The 17,554-nt window shown below is 71.6% G+C and carries 16 protein-coding genes; 10 read left to right on the forward strand and 6 right to left on the reverse strand.

Translation table 11 applies throughout. The annotated features are described in order from the left end of the window. Positions 1-18 precede the first annotated feature (18 nt). A complete protein-coding gene (locus ACIBEF_RS20400) occupies positions 19-1,077 on the reverse strand; it encodes a hypothetical protein (RefSeq protein ID WP_396794779.1) in 1,059 nt (352 codons plus the stop codon). A 241-nt stretch (positions 1,078-1,318) separates the two neighbouring features. Here ACIBEF_RS20400 and ACIBEF_RS20405 point away from each other — a divergent pair, with 241 nt between their 5' ends. From ACIBEF_RS20405 to pstB, 7 genes are all read left to right on the forward strand, one after another. Then, positions 1,319-2,038, forward strand: coding sequence for a response regulator transcription factor (locus ACIBEF_RS20405; RefSeq protein ID WP_184188346.1), 720 nt, complete (start codon positions 1,319-1,321; stop codon positions 2,036-2,038). 232 nt (positions 2,039-2,270) lie between these two features. Then, a complete protein-coding gene (locus tag ACIBEF_RS20410; protein ID WP_396794793.1) occupies positions 2,271-3,071 on the forward strand; it encodes a polysaccharide deacetylase family protein in 801 nt (266 codons plus the stop codon). Positions 3,072-3,129: 58 nt separating this feature from the next. After that, the gene (mshD, locus tag ACIBEF_RS20415) at positions 3,130-4,056 is read left to right on the forward strand and encodes a mycothiol synthase (RefSeq protein ID WP_396794780.1); all 927 of its coding nucleotides are present in this window, start codon (positions 3,130-3,132) and stop codon (positions 4,054-4,056) included. Between the two features lie 279 nt (positions 4,057-4,335). Continuing rightward, positions 4,336-5,442, forward strand: a complete 1,107-nt coding sequence (gene pstS, locus ACIBEF_RS20420) for a phosphate ABC transporter substrate-binding protein PstS (protein ID WP_328651975.1) — start codon at positions 4,336-4,338, stop codon at positions 5,440-5,442. A gap of 38 nt (positions 5,443-5,480) precedes the next feature. Then, positions 5,481-6,572, forward strand: a complete 1,092-nt coding sequence (pstC, locus tag ACIBEF_RS20425) for a phosphate ABC transporter permease subunit PstC (RefSeq protein WP_355005819.1) — start codon at positions 5,481-5,483, stop codon at positions 6,570-6,572. Next, the gene (gene pstA / locus ACIBEF_RS20430) at positions 6,569-7,657 is read left to right on the forward strand and encodes a phosphate ABC transporter permease PstA (protein ID WP_355005820.1); all 1,089 of its coding nucleotides are present in this window, start codon (positions 6,569-6,571) and stop codon (positions 7,655-7,657) included. Before pstC ends, pstA begins: the two co-directional genes overlap by 4 nt. A 17-nt stretch (positions 7,658-7,674) precedes the next feature. Further along, positions 7,675-8,451 (forward strand): phosphate ABC transporter ATP-binding protein PstB, encoded by a 777-nt coding sequence (gene pstB / locus ACIBEF_RS20435; RefSeq protein ID WP_112584183.1) that lies wholly within the window; start codon positions 7,675-7,677, stop codon positions 8,449-8,451. Positions 8,452-8,562: 111 nt separating this feature from the next. Here pstB and ACIBEF_RS20440 read toward each other — a convergent pair whose 3' ends face one another. Beyond that, positions 8,563-9,396, reverse strand: a complete 834-nt coding sequence (locus ACIBEF_RS20440) for an NUDIX hydrolase (RefSeq protein WP_396794781.1) — start codon at positions 9,394-9,396, stop codon at positions 8,563-8,565. Positions 9,397-9,616: 220 nt separating this feature from the next. Between ACIBEF_RS20440 and ACIBEF_RS20445 the strand changes: the two genes are divergently transcribed. Next, complete coding sequence (locus ACIBEF_RS20445) at positions 9,617-10,585, forward strand: Gfo/Idh/MocA family protein (protein WP_396794782.1); 969 nt, start codon at positions 9,617-9,619, stop codon at positions 10,583-10,585. A gap of 56 nt (positions 10,586-10,641) precedes the next feature. Here ACIBEF_RS20445 and ACIBEF_RS20450 read toward each other — a convergent pair whose 3' ends face one another. The 3 genes from ACIBEF_RS20450 to ACIBEF_RS20460 form a co-directional block, all read right to left on the reverse strand. Beyond that, positions 10,642-11,649, reverse strand: coding sequence for an inorganic phosphate transporter (locus ACIBEF_RS20450; protein WP_357227134.1), 1,008 nt, complete (start codon positions 11,647-11,649; stop codon positions 10,642-10,644). Between the two features lie 4 nt (positions 11,650-11,653). After that, positions 11,654-12,280 carry a DUF47 domain-containing protein gene (locus ACIBEF_RS20455; protein WP_053655020.1) on the reverse strand — a complete coding sequence of 209 codons (627 nt, stop codon included), beginning with the start codon at positions 12,278-12,280 and terminating at the stop codon, positions 11,654-11,656. A gap of 127 nt (positions 12,281-12,407) precedes the next feature. Next, positions 12,408-13,349, reverse strand: coding sequence for a PPK2 family polyphosphate kinase (locus tag ACIBEF_RS20460; RefSeq protein WP_396794783.1), 942 nt, complete (start codon positions 13,347-13,349; stop codon positions 12,408-12,410). A gap of 189 nt (positions 13,350-13,538) precedes the next feature. On the opposite strand from ACIBEF_RS20460, the gene sigJ reads away from it, so the two are divergent. Next, entirely contained in the window at positions 13,539-14,504 is a 966-nt protein-coding gene (gene sigJ, locus ACIBEF_RS20465; RefSeq protein ID WP_396794784.1) for an RNA polymerase sigma factor SigJ, read from the forward strand. Positions 14,505-14,528: 24 nt separating this feature from the next. On the opposite strand, the gene ACIBEF_RS20470 is transcribed toward sigJ, so the two are convergent. After that, positions 14,529-15,035 carry a DUF402 domain-containing protein gene (locus ACIBEF_RS20470; protein ID WP_396794785.1) on the reverse strand — a complete coding sequence of 169 codons (507 nt, stop codon included), beginning with the start codon at positions 15,033-15,035 and terminating at the stop codon, positions 14,529-14,531. 105 nt (positions 15,036-15,140) lie between these two features. On the opposite strand from ACIBEF_RS20470, the gene ACIBEF_RS20475 reads away from it, so the two are divergent. After that, positions 15,141-17,345, forward strand: coding sequence for an ATP-dependent DNA helicase (locus ACIBEF_RS20475; protein WP_396794786.1), 2,205 nt, complete (start codon positions 15,141-15,143; stop codon positions 17,343-17,345). Positions 17,346-17,554: the final 209 nt, after the last annotated feature.

The raw sequence follows: 17,554 nt of genomic DNA on the forward strand, positions 1-17,554 counted from the left end.
CCAGCGCTCAACCGCGACTCAGAGGAAGAGCATGCACATGGCGTACGCGGCGGGCGCCGCCAGGGCGAAGCCGCCGAGCGGGCCCTGCATGTGCCGGGCCACCCACATGGTTGGCGGTTCACCGGCCATCAACCGGCCCGCCTCCGCGTACCCCACGGCGAGGTCGGAGAGGACGGCGGTGACCGCCGCGACCAGGCCGATCACGGCGGCCCGGGTCGGCGTGAAGGGAGCCACCAGGTAGCTGCCGAGGAGCGCGCTGGTCAGCGTGCCGACCATCGCGCCGGCCACCACCCCGGCGGCGCCCCGGGGCACCTGCGGTGCGAGCCGGGGCCAGGGCAGGACGGCGTCGGTGAGCCGGGCGACGGTGAGCGCGACACCGCTCGCGGTCAGGCAGACGGTGATCGCCTGGGTGCCGGCCGGGATCCGGCTGAGCACGATCAGGGTGCCGAAGGCCACCACCCCGACCACGATGAGCAGTGTGGAACCGAGGGAGTCGGTGACCCGGACCCGGTCGACACGACGAACCAGTTGGCCGAGAACCGCGGCGAGGAACCCACCGGCAGCCAGGTAGCCCAGCGGCGCCAGGCCGGCGACGTCGGTCCGCACCGCCGCGACGTCGACCAGCGCCGCGACAACGGCGCTGATCCCGGCGACCACCAACAGTGCGGGTGGACGCATCGCCATCGTCCAGGCGAGCACGAAGAGAAGTTGGACGCCGAAGATGATGAAGGCGAACGGCAGCCGGTGACCGGGACCCGACGTCTGCGCGCCGAGCACCAGGCCGACACCGAGCAGGGCGGCGAAGCCGGCGATGGTCAGCGCCAGTTGACGGTGCACCGCGACCGGGGGGATGACCTCCTCTTCCGGCTCGTCGATCTCGTCTTCGGATCGGCGGGCCGGCTCGCCGGAGCGGCGGGCACGGCGCGGCCCACCCCGTTCGCGGCGGTCGCCATCGGTGGCGGCCGGACCGGTACGCGGCGCGGGCGGTTGGCCGCGCGTCGCTGCGGCGGCCGGACCCGATTGGGGCCCGGCGGGCCACGATTCGCGGCCGGCCTCGGGCGAGGTGGAGGGAAACACGACCCGATCGTGCCAGACCGACGGCCCGACGCGGTGGTCAAGGGTTTCGGCGACGTTAAAAACCGGGCCACGATCAGGGGCAAGCTAGACAAACGGGAAATGGCCTGACGGCACAGCCGAGGCGATCGGTTAGGCTCAACGCGTTACCCGCCCGTCAGCGACGCCGGGACCACGCAATTTCTCAGCGCACTCCGTGATGAGTGCGACTGGTCGCGTGCGGCCTCGCGCCGCCGGGACGGAGGTGATCGTGGAGATCCTGCTGCTGGTGACCGCGCGCGCAGGAGAACCGTCGGCTGTGCTGCCGGCGCTGGACCTGCTGCCGCACTCGGTCCGCACCGCGCCGCGTGACGTTCGCACCCTGGTCGCGGGCCCCAGCCCCGACGCGGTGATGGTGGATGCCCGATCGGAGTTGAGCGAGGCCCGGGCGACCTGCCGGATGTTGCACGCCACCGGGCTCGGCGTGCCGTTGGTCGCGGTGGTGACCGAGGCCGGCCTGATCGCACTCAACGCCGACTGGGGCGTCGACGACGTCATCCTCGCCTCGGCCGGCCCCGCCGAGGTCGAGGCACGGCTGCGGCTGGCGGTGGGCCGGCTCAGCAACGCGACCGCTGGCGCGGGTGGCTCGATCCGGGCCGGCGAGTTGACCATCGACCCGGACACCTACGCGGCCAAGCTCAAGGGCCGTCCGCTCGACCTCACCTACAAGGAGTTCGAGCTGCTCAAGTTCCTGGCCCAGCACCCGGGCCGGGTGTTCACCCGGGACCAGCTCCTGCGTGAGGTCTGGGGCTACGACTACTTCGGCGGCACCCGCACGGTGGACGTGCACGTCCGGCGACTGCGCGCCAAGCTCGGCTCGGAGTACGAGTCGATGATCGGCACCGTTCGCCAGGTCGGCTACAAGTTCGTCGTGCCTCCGTCGCGGTCGCTTGCCGAGGCGGAGCACGCGCCCCTGCCGGTCTGATCCGGAGGCGACTCCGGGCGATTTCCCATATGCCCTTTTTGTGCAGCTTGGCAGTTCTATTCTGACTGCCGGGTTTGTCGGAGAAAGGGGCGACGGTGCGCGCACTGACCACGGGGGCGACGGGCCGGCGTGACCGGCAAGCCAGGCGGAAGCCGTGACGCGGGGCAGCGCCACCGCCCGGGCCGCGGGGATCGTGACACTGGTGGTGGCGGGGCTGCTCGGCTCGGCGTACATGCTGGGCCGCAGCCTCGTTCCCGACCAGACGCCTCGGCAGTCCACCGGTGTCACCACGAGCGCCGACGGACCGCACTACGCCGACCAACCCAGCGTCGGCGAGCCGAGCAGAGCTCCGAGCGCCAGCGCGAGCGCGGCCGAGACCGGCCCGGCCGAGACCGGCCAGGACGGGTCCGGACGGGTGGCCGGAGGCGACAACCTGTTCGGCGCGCACGCCACCACCGGCACCCCGCGGCTCGCGCTGACCTTCGACGACGGGCCGGACCCGCGCTACACGCCGCAGGTCCTCGCCCTCCTGCGCGAATACGACGTGCGCGCCACGTTCTGCGTCGTCGGAGAGAACGCGCAGAACCACCCCGACCTGATCCAGTCGATCGTGGACGACGGGCACACCCTGTGCAACCACTCCTGGCACCACGACGTCGGCCTCGGCACCCGGTCGGCCGACGCGATCCGCTCCGACCTTCTACGCACCAACGCGGCGATCCGGGCGGCGGTGCCGAACGCGCCGATCGTCTGGTACCGCCAGCCGGGCGGAGCCTGGACGTACCCGGTGGTGTCGGTGGCGCGGCAGCTCGGCATGACCCCGCTGCACTGGTCGGTGGATCCGTCGGACTGGGAGCTGCCCGGCGCCACCAAGATCACCGCGACGGTGCTGAGCCAGGCCGCGCCGGGCTCGGTGGTGCTGCTGCACGACGCCGGTGGGGACCGGCAGGGCACGATGGACGCGCTGCGCCGGATCCTGCCCGACCTGACCGCCCGGTTCGAGCTGGAGGCACTCCCCACCGACCCGACGTGAGCCGGGGCTTTAGGGCGACGCCCCGGGCGTCACGACACGCAACGGATACGGTGGCGGGATGAGCAGCGCGGAGCCGACCAGCGACCAGGTGACCCGGAGCGACCAACTGGCGCCGGCGGAGATCGCCGACGTGCTCGCCCTCGCCGACGCCGCAGGTGACACGGACGGAGCCGACCCGCTCGACGAACACGTCCTGCTCCGGCTGCGCGACCCCGACGCCCCCGCCGTGCACCTGATCGCCCGCGCCGACGACGGCACCCTCACCGGGTACGCGCACCTGGACACCACCGACCAGGTCGGCGGAATCGGGGTGGAGCTGGTCGTGCACCCCGCGTACCGGCGGCGGGGCACCGGGCGGGCGCTCGCCCGGGGCGTACTCGCCTCGGCCACCGGGCCGCTGCGGGCGTGGGCGCACGGCGACCACCCCTCGGCCGCCGCGCTCGCCGTCGACCTCGGCTTCGCCCGCGCCCGGGTGCTCTGGCAGCTGCGCCGGCCGTTGGCGGCCCCGCTGGGTGAGCCGCGCCTGCCCGACGGGGTGGCGCTGCGCGCGTTCCGGCCCGGGGCGGACGACGCGGCCTGGCTGGCCCTCAACGCACGGGCCTTCGCCGAGCACCCCGAACAGGGCCGGTGGACGTCGGACGACCTGCGGGTCCGCCTCGCCGAGCCGTGGTTCGATCCGGCAGGCTTCCTGCTCGCCGAAGAGACCGCGACCGGCCGACTGCTCGGTTTCCACTGGACCAAGGTGCACGAGCGGCCGGGGTCGGCCCGGATCGGCGAGGTGTACGTCCTGGGGGTGGAGCCGACCGCGCACGGTGGCGGGCTGGGCCGGGCCCTGACCACCGCCGGGTTGGCACACCTTCGGGACAAGCGCGGCCTCGACCGGGTGATGCTCTTCGTGGACGACTCGAACACCGGGGCCGTCGCGCTCTACGAGCGGCTGGGCTTCGCCCGCTGGTCCGCGCACATCAACTACCACCTGGGCTGACCGTCGGCCGCATCACCGAGGGGTAACGGGCGAGCGTCGGCGGGATAACGCCGAACCGGAAATATGCCCATACTTCCGACAGGGGTATCCGGGTTCACTTAACGGACAACTCACCCTCAGCAAGCGGTCACCTCAGGGGCCGTACGTGTTCACCTTGCGTTCACTTGCGACCGGCGAACCGGCTACCTGGCACTTCTAACTTTCGTGTCAGCCGGTCAGTGCCGGTCCTCGGGCCCCGGGATCGGGGCGCCAAGTCAGACGCGAAGGGAAACCCCTCAGGTGAAGCTCCAGCGGTACGGCACTATTGCCTGCCTCGCTCTTGCCGCGACGCTCGGCCTCAGTGCATGCGGCTCGGACAACAACGAGCCCGCCTCCGGCGCGAGCGCCTCGGGCTCGGCCGCCGCGGTCGACTGCGCTACCGGAACGCTGAACGCCCAGGGCTCGTCGGCGCAGAAGAACGCCATGGCCGAGTGGATCAAGGCGTACCAGCAGAAGTGCCAGGGCACCACGATCAACTACGAGGCTTCCGGCTCGGGCGCCGGCATCCAGGCGTTCATCGCCGGGACCGCCGACTTCGCCGGCTCCGACTCCGCGCTCAAGCCGGAGGAGCAGCCGCAGGCGGACGCCAAGTGCGTCGGTGGCAAGGCCATCCACCTGCCGATGGTGATCGGCCCGGTGGCCGTCGCCTACAACGTCAGCGGCGTGGACAACCTCCAGCTCAAGCCGGCCACCCTGGCGAAGATCTTCGCTGGCAAGGTCACCAAGTGGGACGACGCCACGATCAAGGCCGACAACCCGGAAGCCAAGCTCCCGGCGACCACGATCCAGACCGTCCACCGTTCGGACGAGTCGGGCACCACCGACAACTTCACCAAGTACCTCTCGAAGACCGCTGAGAGCGACTGGACCCTGGGCAACGCCAAGGCGTGGAAGGCCCCGGGCGGCACCGGCGCCAAGGGCTCGGACGGCGTGGCCAGCCGGGTCAAGGGCGCCGACGGCTCCATCGGCTACATGGAGTGGTCGTTCGCCGAGAACGCCGGTCTGAAGATGTCGAAGATCGGCAACGGCAACGGCGAGTTCGCCGCGCTGACCGCCGAGGCGGCCGGCAAGACCATCGCGGGTGCTGCCGTCGAGGGTCAGGGCGACGACCTCAAGCTGAAGATCGACTACAACACCAAGGAGGCCGGGGCGTACCCGATCGTCCTGGCCACGTACGAGATCGTCTGCAGCAAGGGCCTCGCGGCCGACAAGCTGAAGCTGGTCAAGGGCCTGCTGGGCCACGCTGCCAGCGCCGAGGGCCAGGCCTCTCTCACCGAGCTGGGCTACGCCCCGCTGCCGGAGACGGTCCGCACCAAGGTCGAGACCGCGGTCAAGAACCTCTCCTGACCCGATTCCACACCTCCGCAACCGAATCGAGCGAGCAGATGGGTGAAACCCCTCACCGCTCGGCCGACGCCGGCACCGGCGGGACGCGCGTGACCCAGAGTCACGAGTGGCCCGCCGGTGCCTCGGCGCGTGTGGCCGAGGCACCAGTCAGCACCCGTTCCCCGGGCGGCACCGGGCTGGGCGGCGGCGGCGCGCTGCCGCGCAGCCGTAAGTTCGGCGCCGAGCGGGCCTTCCGCGGCCTCACCCTGGCCGCCGGCACCGCCGTTCTGGTCATCATCGCCGCCATCGCGATCTTCCTGGTCGCCAAGGCGGTGCCGGCCCTACGCGCCAACACCGAGAACTTCTGGTCCTACGAGGGCTGGTCCCCCAACGACACCGAGCCGAAGTTCGGCATCGGTGCACTGGCCTTCGGCACCGTGCTCAGCTCGGCGCTCGCCCTGCTCATCGCGGTGCCGGTGGCGCTCGGCATCGCGCTCTACCTCTCGCACTACGCGCCACGCCGGTTGGGCACCGCGCTCGGCTTCCTGGTCGACCTGCTGGCCGCCGTACCGAGCGTGGTCTTCGGCCTCTGGGGGCGGGACGTCTTCAGCAGCCCCGTGCGGGACTTCTCGGTCTGGCTGAACCAGCACTTCGGCTGGATCCCGCTCTTCGGTGGCGACGGCCCCTTCGGGGCGTCCGTCATGCTCGGTGCCCTGGTGCTCGCGATCATGGTGCTGCCGATCATCACCTCGCTCTCCCGCGAGGTGTTCCTCCAGACGCCGACGGCGAACGAGGAGGCCGCCCTCGCCCTGGGCGCCACCCGCTGGGAGATGCTCCGCACCGCGGTGCTCCCCTACGGCCGTCCCGGCATCATCGCCGCGATGATGCTCGGCCTCGGTCGTGCGCTCGGCGAGACCATCGCCCTGGCGCTGACCCTCGGCATCACCTTCGGCATCTCGTTCAACCTCATCCAGAACGGCGGCAACACCATCGCCGCCAACATCGCCAACGCGTTCGGCGAGGCGAACGAGACCGGACGGGGTGCGCTCATCGCCTCCGGTCTGGTGCTGTTCACCATCACGCTGATCGTCAACATCACGGCGCGGGCGATCATCTACCGCCGCCGGGAGTTCACGGAGTCGGCCGCATGACCACAACCGCCACCTCCCACCGCACCCGGCCGCCGGCCCAGCCCGACTCGCTGCGGGCAAAGCGACTGCCCTGGTACGCCGCCCCGGCCATCGCCGTGGCGGCCCTGGCGCTCTCCGCCGTGGTCGTCTACGGCACCGGCATCGGCGGCCCGGTCCTCGTGGTCGTCCTCGGCGCGATCCTCTACCTGGTCGGGCTCTTCGCCGCCGCCAACGCGGTCGAAGGACGCCGATCGGCCCGCAACCGCACCTGGAGCGCACTGATCCACTCCGCCTTCGTGCTGGCGGTGCTGCCGCTCGTGTCGGTGGTCTGGACGCTGGTCAGCAAGGGTGCCGACCGACTGGACGTCAACTTCTTCCAGACCTCGATGAACAACATCGGGGCCCGGGACGCCAACGGCGGCGCGTACCACGCGATCGTCGGCACGCTGGAGCAGGTCGGTATCGCCACCCTGATCACCGTCCCGCTCGGCGTTCTCTGCGCGATCTACATCGTCGAGTACGGGCGGGGCAAGTTCGCCTTCGCGATCCGGTTCTTCGTGGACGTGATGACCGGCATCCCGTCGATCGTCTCCGGCCTCTTCGTGCTGGCGTTCTGGGTGCTGATCGTGTCGCCGTGGTTCAACGACGGTCGGCCCAGCTTCTCCGGCTTCGCCGCCGCGCTCGCGCTGAGCGTGCTCATGCTGCCCACCATCGTCCGGTCCACCGAGGAGATGCTCCGCCTCGTACCGGCGCCACTGCGCGAGGGCGCGTACGCGCTCGGCGTACCCAAGTGGAAGACCATCCTGCGGGTGGTCCTGCCGACGGCGCTGCCCGGCATCGTCACCGGCGTCATGCTCGCCATCGCCCGCGCGGCCGGCGAGACCGCTCCGGTGCTGCTGGTCGCCGGCGGTGGCGCCGCGATCAACACCAACCCCTTCGAGAACAACCAGTCGTCGCTGTCCCTCTTCGTCTACCAGCAGGCCGGCGACGCGTCGAAGTACGCCCCGGCACGGGCGTGGACCGCGGCACTCACCCTGGTCGCCCTCGTGCTCATCCTGACGATCGCGGCGAAGCTGCTGGCCCGTCGCAACAGGCTCAGCCGATGAACCCCGGAGGTACCACCATGGCCAAGCGCGTCTCCGCCTCGAACGTCACCGCGTACTACGGCGGCTTCAAGGCGATCGAGAACATCAACCTGACGGTCGAGCCGAAGACGGTCACCGCTCTCATCGGGCCGTCCGGTTGCGGCAAGTCGACGTTCCTGCGGTCGATCAACCGGATGCACGAGGTGCTGCCGGGGGCCCGGGTCGAGGGCAGCCTGACCATCGACGACCAGGACATCTACGACCGGGACGTGGATGTCACGGCGGTCCGGCGCACCATCGGCATGGTCTTCCAGCGGCCGAACCCGTTCCCCACCATGAGTATCTTCGAGAACGTGGTGGCCGGGCTGAAGCTCAACGGGGTCCGCAAGAAGTCGATCCTGGAGGACGCGGCCGAGAAGGCCCTGCGCGCCGCGAACCTGTGGGGCGAGGTCAAGGACCGGCTGGGCAAGCCCGGCGCGGGCCTCTCCGGCGGTCAGCAGCAGCGGCTCTGCATCGCCCGGACCATCGCGGTCGAGCCGCAGGTCGTCCTGATGGACGAGCCGTGCTCCGCCCTGGACCCGATCTCCACGCTGGCGATCGAGGACCTGATGTTCCAGCTCAAGGACAAGTTCACGATCATCATCGTGACGCACAACATGCAGCAGGCAGCGCGCGTCTCGGACCGGACCGCCTTCTTCTCGATCGAGAAGACCGGCGACCCGGGCCGGCTGATCGAGTACGACAACACCCAGAAGATCTTCAGCAACCCGAGCGTGAAGAAGACCGAGGACTACATCACCGGCCGCTTCGGCTGAGCCGACCTCGCCCGGTCACCGGCGCCCCGCCTCCCCGGCGTGGGCGCCGGTGCCATGTCCGCCGCCGACAACGAACGTGGGCGGGCCGGGACTGCGCCACAGTGTGAGCGCTCAGCCCAGGACGAAGCGGGGTTCACCGTCCGGAGGCAGGTCCAGGCGCGGGATGACCGCAGTGACGGCGTCCCGATCGGCCGCCGCCCGCGCCACCCCGGCCAGGTCACCGGCAGCCGCGACCTGGGCCAGCGTGACCAGGGTCGGTGGCAGCATGGTCAGCTCGCCGGCCTGCGCGCGGGCCAGCGCGTCCGCCGGGCGGATCCACAGGGTGTGGTCGGCCTCGCCGGAGACGTCGCGGGTCCGCTGGCCCGCCGGCAACAGGGCGACGAAGAAGTACGTGTCGAAGCGGCGCGGCTCGAACTCGGGAGTGATCCACCGACTCCAGGGCAGCAGCAGGTCCGACCGGAGCGTGAGCTGACGGTCGGCGAGCAGCGCCGCGAAGCCCAGCCGGCGTCCCTCCAGGTCCTGTCGGGCCGCCTCCCAGTCGTCGCCGCTGACGTCGCCCACCACGGTCTCCCGGTCCGGGCCCGCGAGCAGCACACCGGCCTCCTCGAAGACCTCCCGCGCTGCCGCGCAGACCACCGCCTGCGCGGCCTGCGGGGCCACTCCGAGACGGTCCGCCCACTCGCCCGGCGTCGGGCCGGCCCAGTTCAGGTGCGTCTCCGAGTCGGAGCGGTCCACCCCGCCTCCGGGGAAGGCGTACATCCCGCCGAAGGTCATCGCGGCGACCCGGCGGATGACGTACACCTCGAAGTCGGTGTCGGTCGGACGCAGCAGCAATACGGTGGCCGCGACCCGCGGCGTCGCCGGGGTGCCGCCCTCGGCCTGGAACCGGCGGGCGTGCTCGACCAGGGCGGCCGGGGCGGGGAAGCCGTCACTGTCGATCGTCATGCCCGCGAGCCTAGTTCCCGCCTGGGGGAACGCCGGCCGCGCGCTGGGCCATGGAGCGGGCGGCGCGGTCGTTGCTTCGAGCGTGATGACTGTGAGACATCAATATGTCTCACAGTCATCACGCTCGTCAGGGGCGTCAGGCCCGAAGCGTCGGGCCGGAATGTGGTTGCGTCGCAGGCCGGGCAGCGGGCGGTTGACCTGGCTGGGCTAGCGTTCCGGCATGACTCGTTGGGGCATCCTGGCCACCGGCCACATCGCCAGCCGTTTCGCCGAAGACCTCCGGCTGGTGCCGGACGCCGAGTTGGTCGCGGTCGGTTCCCGCGCCGCGGAGAGCGCACAGCGCTTCGCCGACACGTACGGCGCGAAGCGTGCCTACGGCTCCTGGGTGGAACTGGCCGCCGACCCGGAGGTGGACGCGATCTACGTGGCGACCCCGCACTCCGCGCACTACGAGGCGGCGATGACCTGCCTCACCGCCGGTCGGGCAGTGCTGTTGGAGAAGCCGTTCACCCTCGACCTGGCCACCAGCACCGAGTTGGTGGAGACCGCCCGCGCCGCCGGGGTCTTCCTGATGGAGGCCATGTGGATGCGGCTGAATCCGATGATCCTGCGGGTCGTCGAGCTGATCGCGGACGGGGCGATCGGCACGGTGACCGGCGTCCGGGCCGACTTCGGGGTGGCCGGGCCGTTCCCGCCGGAGCATCGGATGCGCAACGCGGCGCTGGGCGGGGGCGCCCTGCTCGACCTGGGGATCTACCCGATCAGCCTGGCCCACCTGCTGCTCGGGGTGCCGCAGCACATCAGGTCCTGGGCGCAGCTCGGCCCGGAGGGGACGGACGAGAACACCGGCATGCTGTTCGGCTACGACACCGGAGCCCTGGCGACCCTGAGCTGCGGCATGGTCGGGTTGAGCGGACAGACCGCCTCGATCACCGGCACCACGGGGCGGATCGACCTGCCGGAGCCGTTCTTCCGGCCGGGTTCGGTGACAGTGCACCGGGCCGGCGCGGAACCGGAGACTTTCGTCGCCGACGGGGCCGGCAACGGCTACCAGTACGAGGCGATCGAGGTGCAGCGCTGCCTGGCTGCCGGACTGACCGAGAGCCCGGCGGTGCCGCACGCCACGACCCTCGAGGTGATGACCCTGCTGGACACGGTCCGCGAGCAGATCGGCGTGCGCTACGTCTGAACAGCGGAAGGGCCCCCGGCCACGGCTGAACCGTGACCGGGGGCCCTTCCGGAGACTCAGCCGAAGAGCGGCCGGACCAGCAGGTACGTGACGCACGCGATCAGCGCGGCGGCCGGGAACGTGATGATCCAGGCGAGCACGATGTTGCCGGCCACGTTCCAGCGAACCGCGGAGAGTCGCTTGGTCGCGCCCACACCCATGATCGCCGAGGTGATGGTGTGGGTGGTGGAGATCGGGGCCTTCAGGACCAGGGCGTTGAAGTAGAGCACCGCGCTGGCGACGGTCTCGGCGGCGAAGCCCTCCGGCGGACCCAGGTCGATGATCTTTCGACCGAGGGTACGGATGATCCGCCAGCCGCCCGCGTAGGTGCCGAGGGCGAGCATCGTCGCCGAGGTCCAGAACACCCAGCCCGGGATGTGCGTCTTGCTCTCCTGGAAACCGCCGGTGTAGAGCGCAAGCACCACGATGCCCATGGTCTTGGCTGCGTCCTGCATGCCGTGGCCGACCGACATGGCAGCCGCCGAGGCGGTCTGCGCCCAACGGAAGCCCCGGTTGAGCTTGCCCGGCTGCCCCTTCCGGAACAGCCACAGGATGGCCAGCATCAGCAGGTAACCGAGGGTGAGGCCGACGATCGGCGACAGCACCATCGGCAGCAGCACCTTCACGCCGATGTTGCCCCACTGCACGATGCCGCCGGTGGAGAGCAGGGTCGCGCCGACCAGGCCGCCGAAGAGCGCGTGCGAGGACGACGAGGGCAGACCGAAGTACCAGGTGATCAGGTTCCAGGCGATCGCTCCGAGCACCCCGGCGAAGACCACGCCGAGGCTGCTCACCCCGGTGGGGAGGGTGACCAGACCGTCGCCGACGGTCTTGGCGACGCCGGCGCCGAAGTGGGCGCCGATGAAGTTGCCGACCGCGGCGAGCGCCAGGGCGATCCGGGGTGTCAGCGCCCGGGTGGAGACGCTTGTGGCGATCGCGTTGGCGGCGTCGTGGAAGCCGTTGGTGTAGTCGAACGCCAGGGCCACCGCGATCACCGCCAGCACGGCGATGAGTTCAGGGGACACCGGCTCAGGACTCCTTGACGGCGATGGTCTCGACGGTGTTGGCCACGTGCTCGAAGGCGTCGCAGGCAGCCTCCAGCTCGTCGGCGACCTCCTTCATCTTCAGCACCGTCAACGCGTCGTACTCACCTGAGAAGAGACGGACGAGCAGCTGCCGGTTGATCCGGTCGCCCTCGTTCTCCAGCCGGTTGCACTCGATCCAGTAGTCCTCGAGGTCCTTCATCGACTTCAGCCGGGGCATCGCGTCGGCGGTCAGCTTGGCCTGCTGGTCGAGCACGTTGACCATCTCGTGCAGCTCGCGGGGCAGCGCCGGAAGCTCGGTCAACCCGTACAGGTAGAGCAGGTCGCCCACCGCCTCGAGGTGGTCCATCACGTCGTCCAGCAACGAGCCGAGCCGGTAGATGTCCTCCCGGTCGAACGGGGTGATGAAGGTCGAGTTGATCTTCTTGTAGAGGTCGTGGGTGATCTGGTCGCTGTCGTGCTCGACCTCGGTCAGCCGCTCGCTGACGGACTGCACGTCCACGCCGGGCAGGGCCAGTTCGTTGAGCAGCGCGGTGCCCCGGACCAGGTTCTGCGCGGCCCTGGTGAAGAGCTCGTAGAAGGCGCCCTCGGTGGGGCGGAAGGAAAACTTCACAGCACAGACCTCGTCGCGTCGGTGGAAGGGTGGCGGTGCCCGAGAGCGCCCGCTCGGTGAATGCTAGGAAACGGCGGAACCGGGAATTCGCCGGCCCACCCCTGGCCAGGCGTCATTCACCGCTCGTTCACCTGCCGTTCATCTCGGCCGCCCCACCAGCACCCGCTCCCCCAGCCAGCAGGCGCTTCCGCTCCCGCGCCACGTCGAAATCGGCAGCCGGATACCCCAGTTCGAGCGTGTCGAACGTCTCACGTAGCAGGTGGGCCACCGCCCAGTCCCGGTACCACTTGCGGTCCGCCGGCACCACGAACCAGGGTGCGGCGTCCGTGTCGCACCGGCTCAGGGCCTCGGCGTACGCAGCCTGGTAGTCGTCCCAGTGCCCTCGCGAGTCGATGTCGGAGGGGTTGTACTTCCAGTGCTTACGCGGGTCGGTGAGCCGATCCATCAGGCGCTTGCCCTGCTCGGCGTACGAGATGTGCAGCATCACCTTGATCAGGGTGACGCCGCCCTCGGTCAGCTCCTGCTCGAACGAGTTGATCTCGTCATAGCGGGCTCGCCAGGTCGTCTCCGGCACCAGCGAGCCGACCCGGGCGATCAACACGTCCTCGTAGTGCGAACGGTTGAACATCCCCACGTAGCCGTGCGGTGGCAGCTCCCGACGGATCCGCCACAGGAAGTCGCGCCGCAGCTCCTGGCGGGTCGGCGGCCCGAACGAGCGGATGTGCAGGCCCAGCGGGTTCATCGCGCCGGCCACCCGCTTGATCGTGCCGTCCTTGCCGCCGCAGTCCATGGCCTGGAGCACCAGCAGCACCCGCCGCGCCGGCCGCTCCGACCCGGTCTTGGCCATCGCGAAGAGCATCTCCTGCTGCCGGCCCAGCTCCTCGCCGACCAGTTCCACCTGCTCCCGCGCCCAGGTCTTACGGTGCTCGCCGCGGCCCGCGGGCCCCGGTAGGCCGGGCATGGACCGCGGGTCGATCGCGCCGAGATCCACCGGCGCGGTGACCCGCAGCAGGTCCCGCACGGAACCGCCCTCGGGTGCCACGACCTGCCCTTGCTGGGGTGCGCTCATGCACGGATCATCGCCCACCCACCGCCGATCCGCCCGCCGAGGCCCACCTCCGAACGTCGCCCGCCGATCGGCACCGACCGACCTGCGCCCACGGCGAGCACCGGTTCGCCGGGCCGTCTCGGGACAGCCGGCGGGCCCACTCGGCGGGAGGATGTAGTCCGGGACGCCGACCGGAAGGGGTGGTGGGTCGTGCGGGAGCTGGCGACGGAGTTCGAGGCCGAGCGGGGCCGGTTGCTCGCGGTGGCCCACCGGATGCTGGGCAGCCGCAGCGAGGCGGAGGACGCCGTACAGGAGACCTGGCTGCGCTACGCCGGGGCGCTGGCCGACCCGGCGGCCCGCGCCGAGATCAGGGACCTGTCCGCGTGGCTGACCACCACCTGCGCTCGGATCTGCCTGGACGTGCTCCGCTCGGCCCGGGTCCGCCGGGAGGCGTACCCGGGGCAGTGGCTGCCGGAGCCGGTGGTGAGCCCGTTGGGCGGCCGACCGACGGCCGACGGCTACGCGCCCGACCCGGCGGAGCGGGCGGTACGGACCGACGAGGTCGGCACGGCGCTGCTGGTGGTGCTGGAGCGGCTCGCGCCGGAGCAACGGGTCGCCCTCGTCCTGCACGACGTGTTCGCGCTGCCGTTCGCCCGGGTCGCGGGGGTGCTCGGCACCACCGAGGTGGCGGCCCGGCAGCTCGCCTCCCGGGCCCGGCGGGCGGTCACCTCGCCGGACGTACCCCGGCACACCGCCGACCCGGCCGAGCAGCGTCGAGTGCTCAAGGCGTTCGTCGCCGCCACCGAGTCCGGCGAGTTAGATCAGCTACTTCAGGTGCTCGCGCCGGACGTGGTCTTCGTCGGCGACTCCGGCGGGCACTTCCCGGCCGCCCGCTTGCCGGTGCTCGGCGCGGACTCCGTGGCTCGCCTCACGCTCGGCCTGTTCGGCCGGACCGGCCGGTACACCGACCGCGTGCTGGCTCGGCCCGTGCTCGTCGACGGCATCCTCGGCCTCCAACTGGAGACCACGCACAGCGACGGGCGACCGATCCGCCTGGTCACCGCGTTCGCTGTCGACCAGGGCCGGATCACCGCCATCTACAACCAGCTCAACCCGGAGAAACTGACCGACCTGCCGCCCCTGGGCGCCGACGACGGCTGGCCGCCACGCTGGTGAGCCGGTCAGACCGGCCGTGCGGCCTCAGACCACCAGGGCCAACCACTTGCGGTACGCGGTGGCGAACGGCTCGGTGCCGTCGCCGAGCGCCCTCAGCAGCCGCTGTGCCGCGGCCTCGGCCTCGGCCACCACGTCGTCCGGGTAGCCGAACCAGGCCCGGTGCTCGGCGAACTCGTCCTCGTCGAGCAGCTCCACCAGGCCGGTGGCCCGACGCCTGACGACGTCCAGGTCCAGGTCGATCAGGTGGACCGTGTCGTCGGACTCCCAGCGGGCCGGGGTGGCGATGTCGCAGTAGACCTCGCTGGTGCGGGGCGGGGGGTTGAACATGGCCGTCCACCAGGCGCGGTGTGGCACCAACAGCACGAAGGGGATCTTCTCCACCGACGGCCGGCCGTGGTAGACCGACTCGGTGCCCTCGGGCACGCCGAGCCAGACGCCGAGATCGTCCTCGGTGAGCCGACGGGCCGGGTAGTCGCGGTGGGCGCTGCCGTCGTACTTGCGGTAGATCACTCGGACCATGTCGCTCGGCATGATTCGCACCCTAACCGATACAGCCCAACGCGTCGTAGCGCGGCCGTAACCGGACGGGGTCGACCGCGACACTCCGCCCCCGGTCGGCATCGCGCCACGCGGCGGATGGGCGCGGTCGGTGTCGGCGGCGCCGGGTACCGTCGCACGGTGACTCCGCCCCGCACCGCCACCGGTTCCGCCACCCCGTCGGCTCGTGCCAAGGGCCGGCGGCGGGGTGCCCGACCCAGTGGCACCGAACTGCTGGCGGCGGCGGTCGGCGCGGTGCCCGGCGGCGCGGAGCGCCCTGGCCAACTGCAGATGACCACTGCGATCGAGGAGTGCGTGGCTGGCGGCGAGCATCTGCTCGTGCAGGCGGGCACCGGCACCGGCAAGTCGCTGGCGTACCTCGCGCCGGCGCTCACTGTGGACGGTCCGGTGGTGGTCTCCACGGCCACCCTGGCGCTGCAGTCCCAGCTGGTCGACCACGACCTGCCCCGGCTCGCCGACGCGGTCGAGCCGGTGCTCGGCCGTCGGCCCACCTTCGCCGTGCTCAAGGGCCGCCATCACTACCTCTGCCTCGCACGACTGGACAACTCCACCGAGGAGGAGCCGGAGGACACCCTCTTCGACGCCCCCGCGGCGCGCCCCGGCGGCGCGACGAAGTGGCTCGGTGAGGCGGGCCGGCTGGGCAAGCAGATCGAGCGGCTGCGCGACTGGGCCGAGAAGACCGCCACCGGCGACCGGGACGAGCTGGACCCGGGCGTCGAAGACCAGGCCTGGCGGCTGGTGTCGATGCCGGCCCGCGAGTGCGTCGGCGCGGCCCGTTGCCCGTTCGGGCAGGAGTGCTTCGCCGAGGCGTCACGGGCCCGCGCCCGGGAGGCCGACATCGTGGTGACCAACCACAGCCTGCTCGCTGTCGACATGCTCGCCGACCGGCACATCGTGCCGCCGCACAAGCTGCTCATCGTCGACGAGGCGCACGAGCTGGCCGACCGGGTCTCCTCCGCCGCCCAGGCGGAGCTGGTGCCCGAGCTGATCGACCGGACCACCCGGCGGGCCCGTACGCTGCTGCGCCCGGAGACCGCCGAGGCGCTCACCGCCGCCGGCGACGCCCTGGCGGTCGGGCTGGCCGAGGCACCGGCCGGGCGCATCACCGCGGGGCTGCCGACGCCACTGCGGGAGGCGTGCACGCTGCTCGACGCGGCGACCCGCTCCGCCCTGGACGCGATCGGCGACATCAAGGCCGACGACCCCGACCCGGTCCGTAAGCAGCAGGCCAAGGCCGCCCTGGACGAGCTCTCCACCACCGCGCAGCGGCTACTGGAGGAGGGCGACCACGACGTGGCCTGGGTGGAGAAGAACGACAGCGGCAACCGCCGGGCGCTGGTGGTCGCGCCGCTGTCGGTGGCCGGCACCCTCGCCACCCACCTGTACGACGAACGCACCGTCGTGGCCACCTCGGCGACCCTGGCGCTGGGCGGCCGGTTCGACACGGTCGCCCGAGCCCTCGGGCTGGACGCGCCACCGCCCGCCCCGCCGACCCCCGCCGCGGCCGCACAGGCCGCCCGCACCGGCCCCGGCCGACCGGCTGCCGAAGCGCCCGGCCGTCGCCTCGCCGGCGACGTCACCCCGAACGCCGTCGTGCCGGCCACCGAGGGCCCCGGGTGGCGGTCACTCGACGTCGGTTCGCCGTTCGACTACGCCCGGCAGGGCATCCTGTACGTCGCCGCGCACCTCCCCCGCCCCAGCGTCTCCGGGCTGCCCGAGGCAGCCGGGGAGGAACTGCTCGGGCTGGTCGAGGCGCTCGGTGGTCGTACTCTCGGGCTCTTCTCCTCCCGGCGGGCCGCGCAGCAGGCGGCGGAGCTGTTGCGCGCGCGGACCGACCTGCCGGTCCTGCTCCAGGGCGAGGAGGCGCTGCCGCTGCTGGTGCGTCGCTTCCGCGAGGAGCGCGCCAGCTGCCTGTTCGGGGTGATGTCGCTCTGGCAGGGGGTGGACGTGCCGGGCGACGCCTGTCAGCTCGTCGTCATCGACCGGCTGCCCTTCCCCCGCCCGGACGAACCGCTGGCGGCGGCCCGCGCGGCGGCGGTGGACGCGGGCGGCGGCTCCGGCTTCGCGGCGGTCAGCGTGCCGATCGCGGCGGTGCGGCTGGCGCAGGGCGTCGGCCGGCTGATCCGGGCGACCGGCGACAAGGGCGTGGTCGCGGTGCTCGACTCCCGGCTGGAGACGGCGCGGGGCTACGGGCCGTTCCTGCGCCGCTCGCTGCCCCCGTTCTGGTACACGACGCGCCCCGAGGTGGCCCGAGGCGCCCTGGAACGCCTCGCCAAGTCCTGACCCTCGCCGCGCCGCACCTGAGCCGCTCTGGCCGGCCCACGATCGCGCTACGACAAGGAAAGAGTGGTCTCCCGCTGACGGGAGACCACTCTTTCCGTGATCCTGCGTGATCGCGGCCCTAGGTTCTGTCTCGTAGATCTTGGTGGTCGGGGACGGCGCGTAGCCAGTCAAGGGTTTCGACCAGGTCGAGGGTGGCCTGGAAATGGGTG

The organism is Micromonospora sp. NPDC050795 (assembly GCF_044456785.1).
GTDB lineage: Bacteria > Actinomycetota > Actinomycetes > Mycobacteriales > Micromonosporaceae > Micromonospora.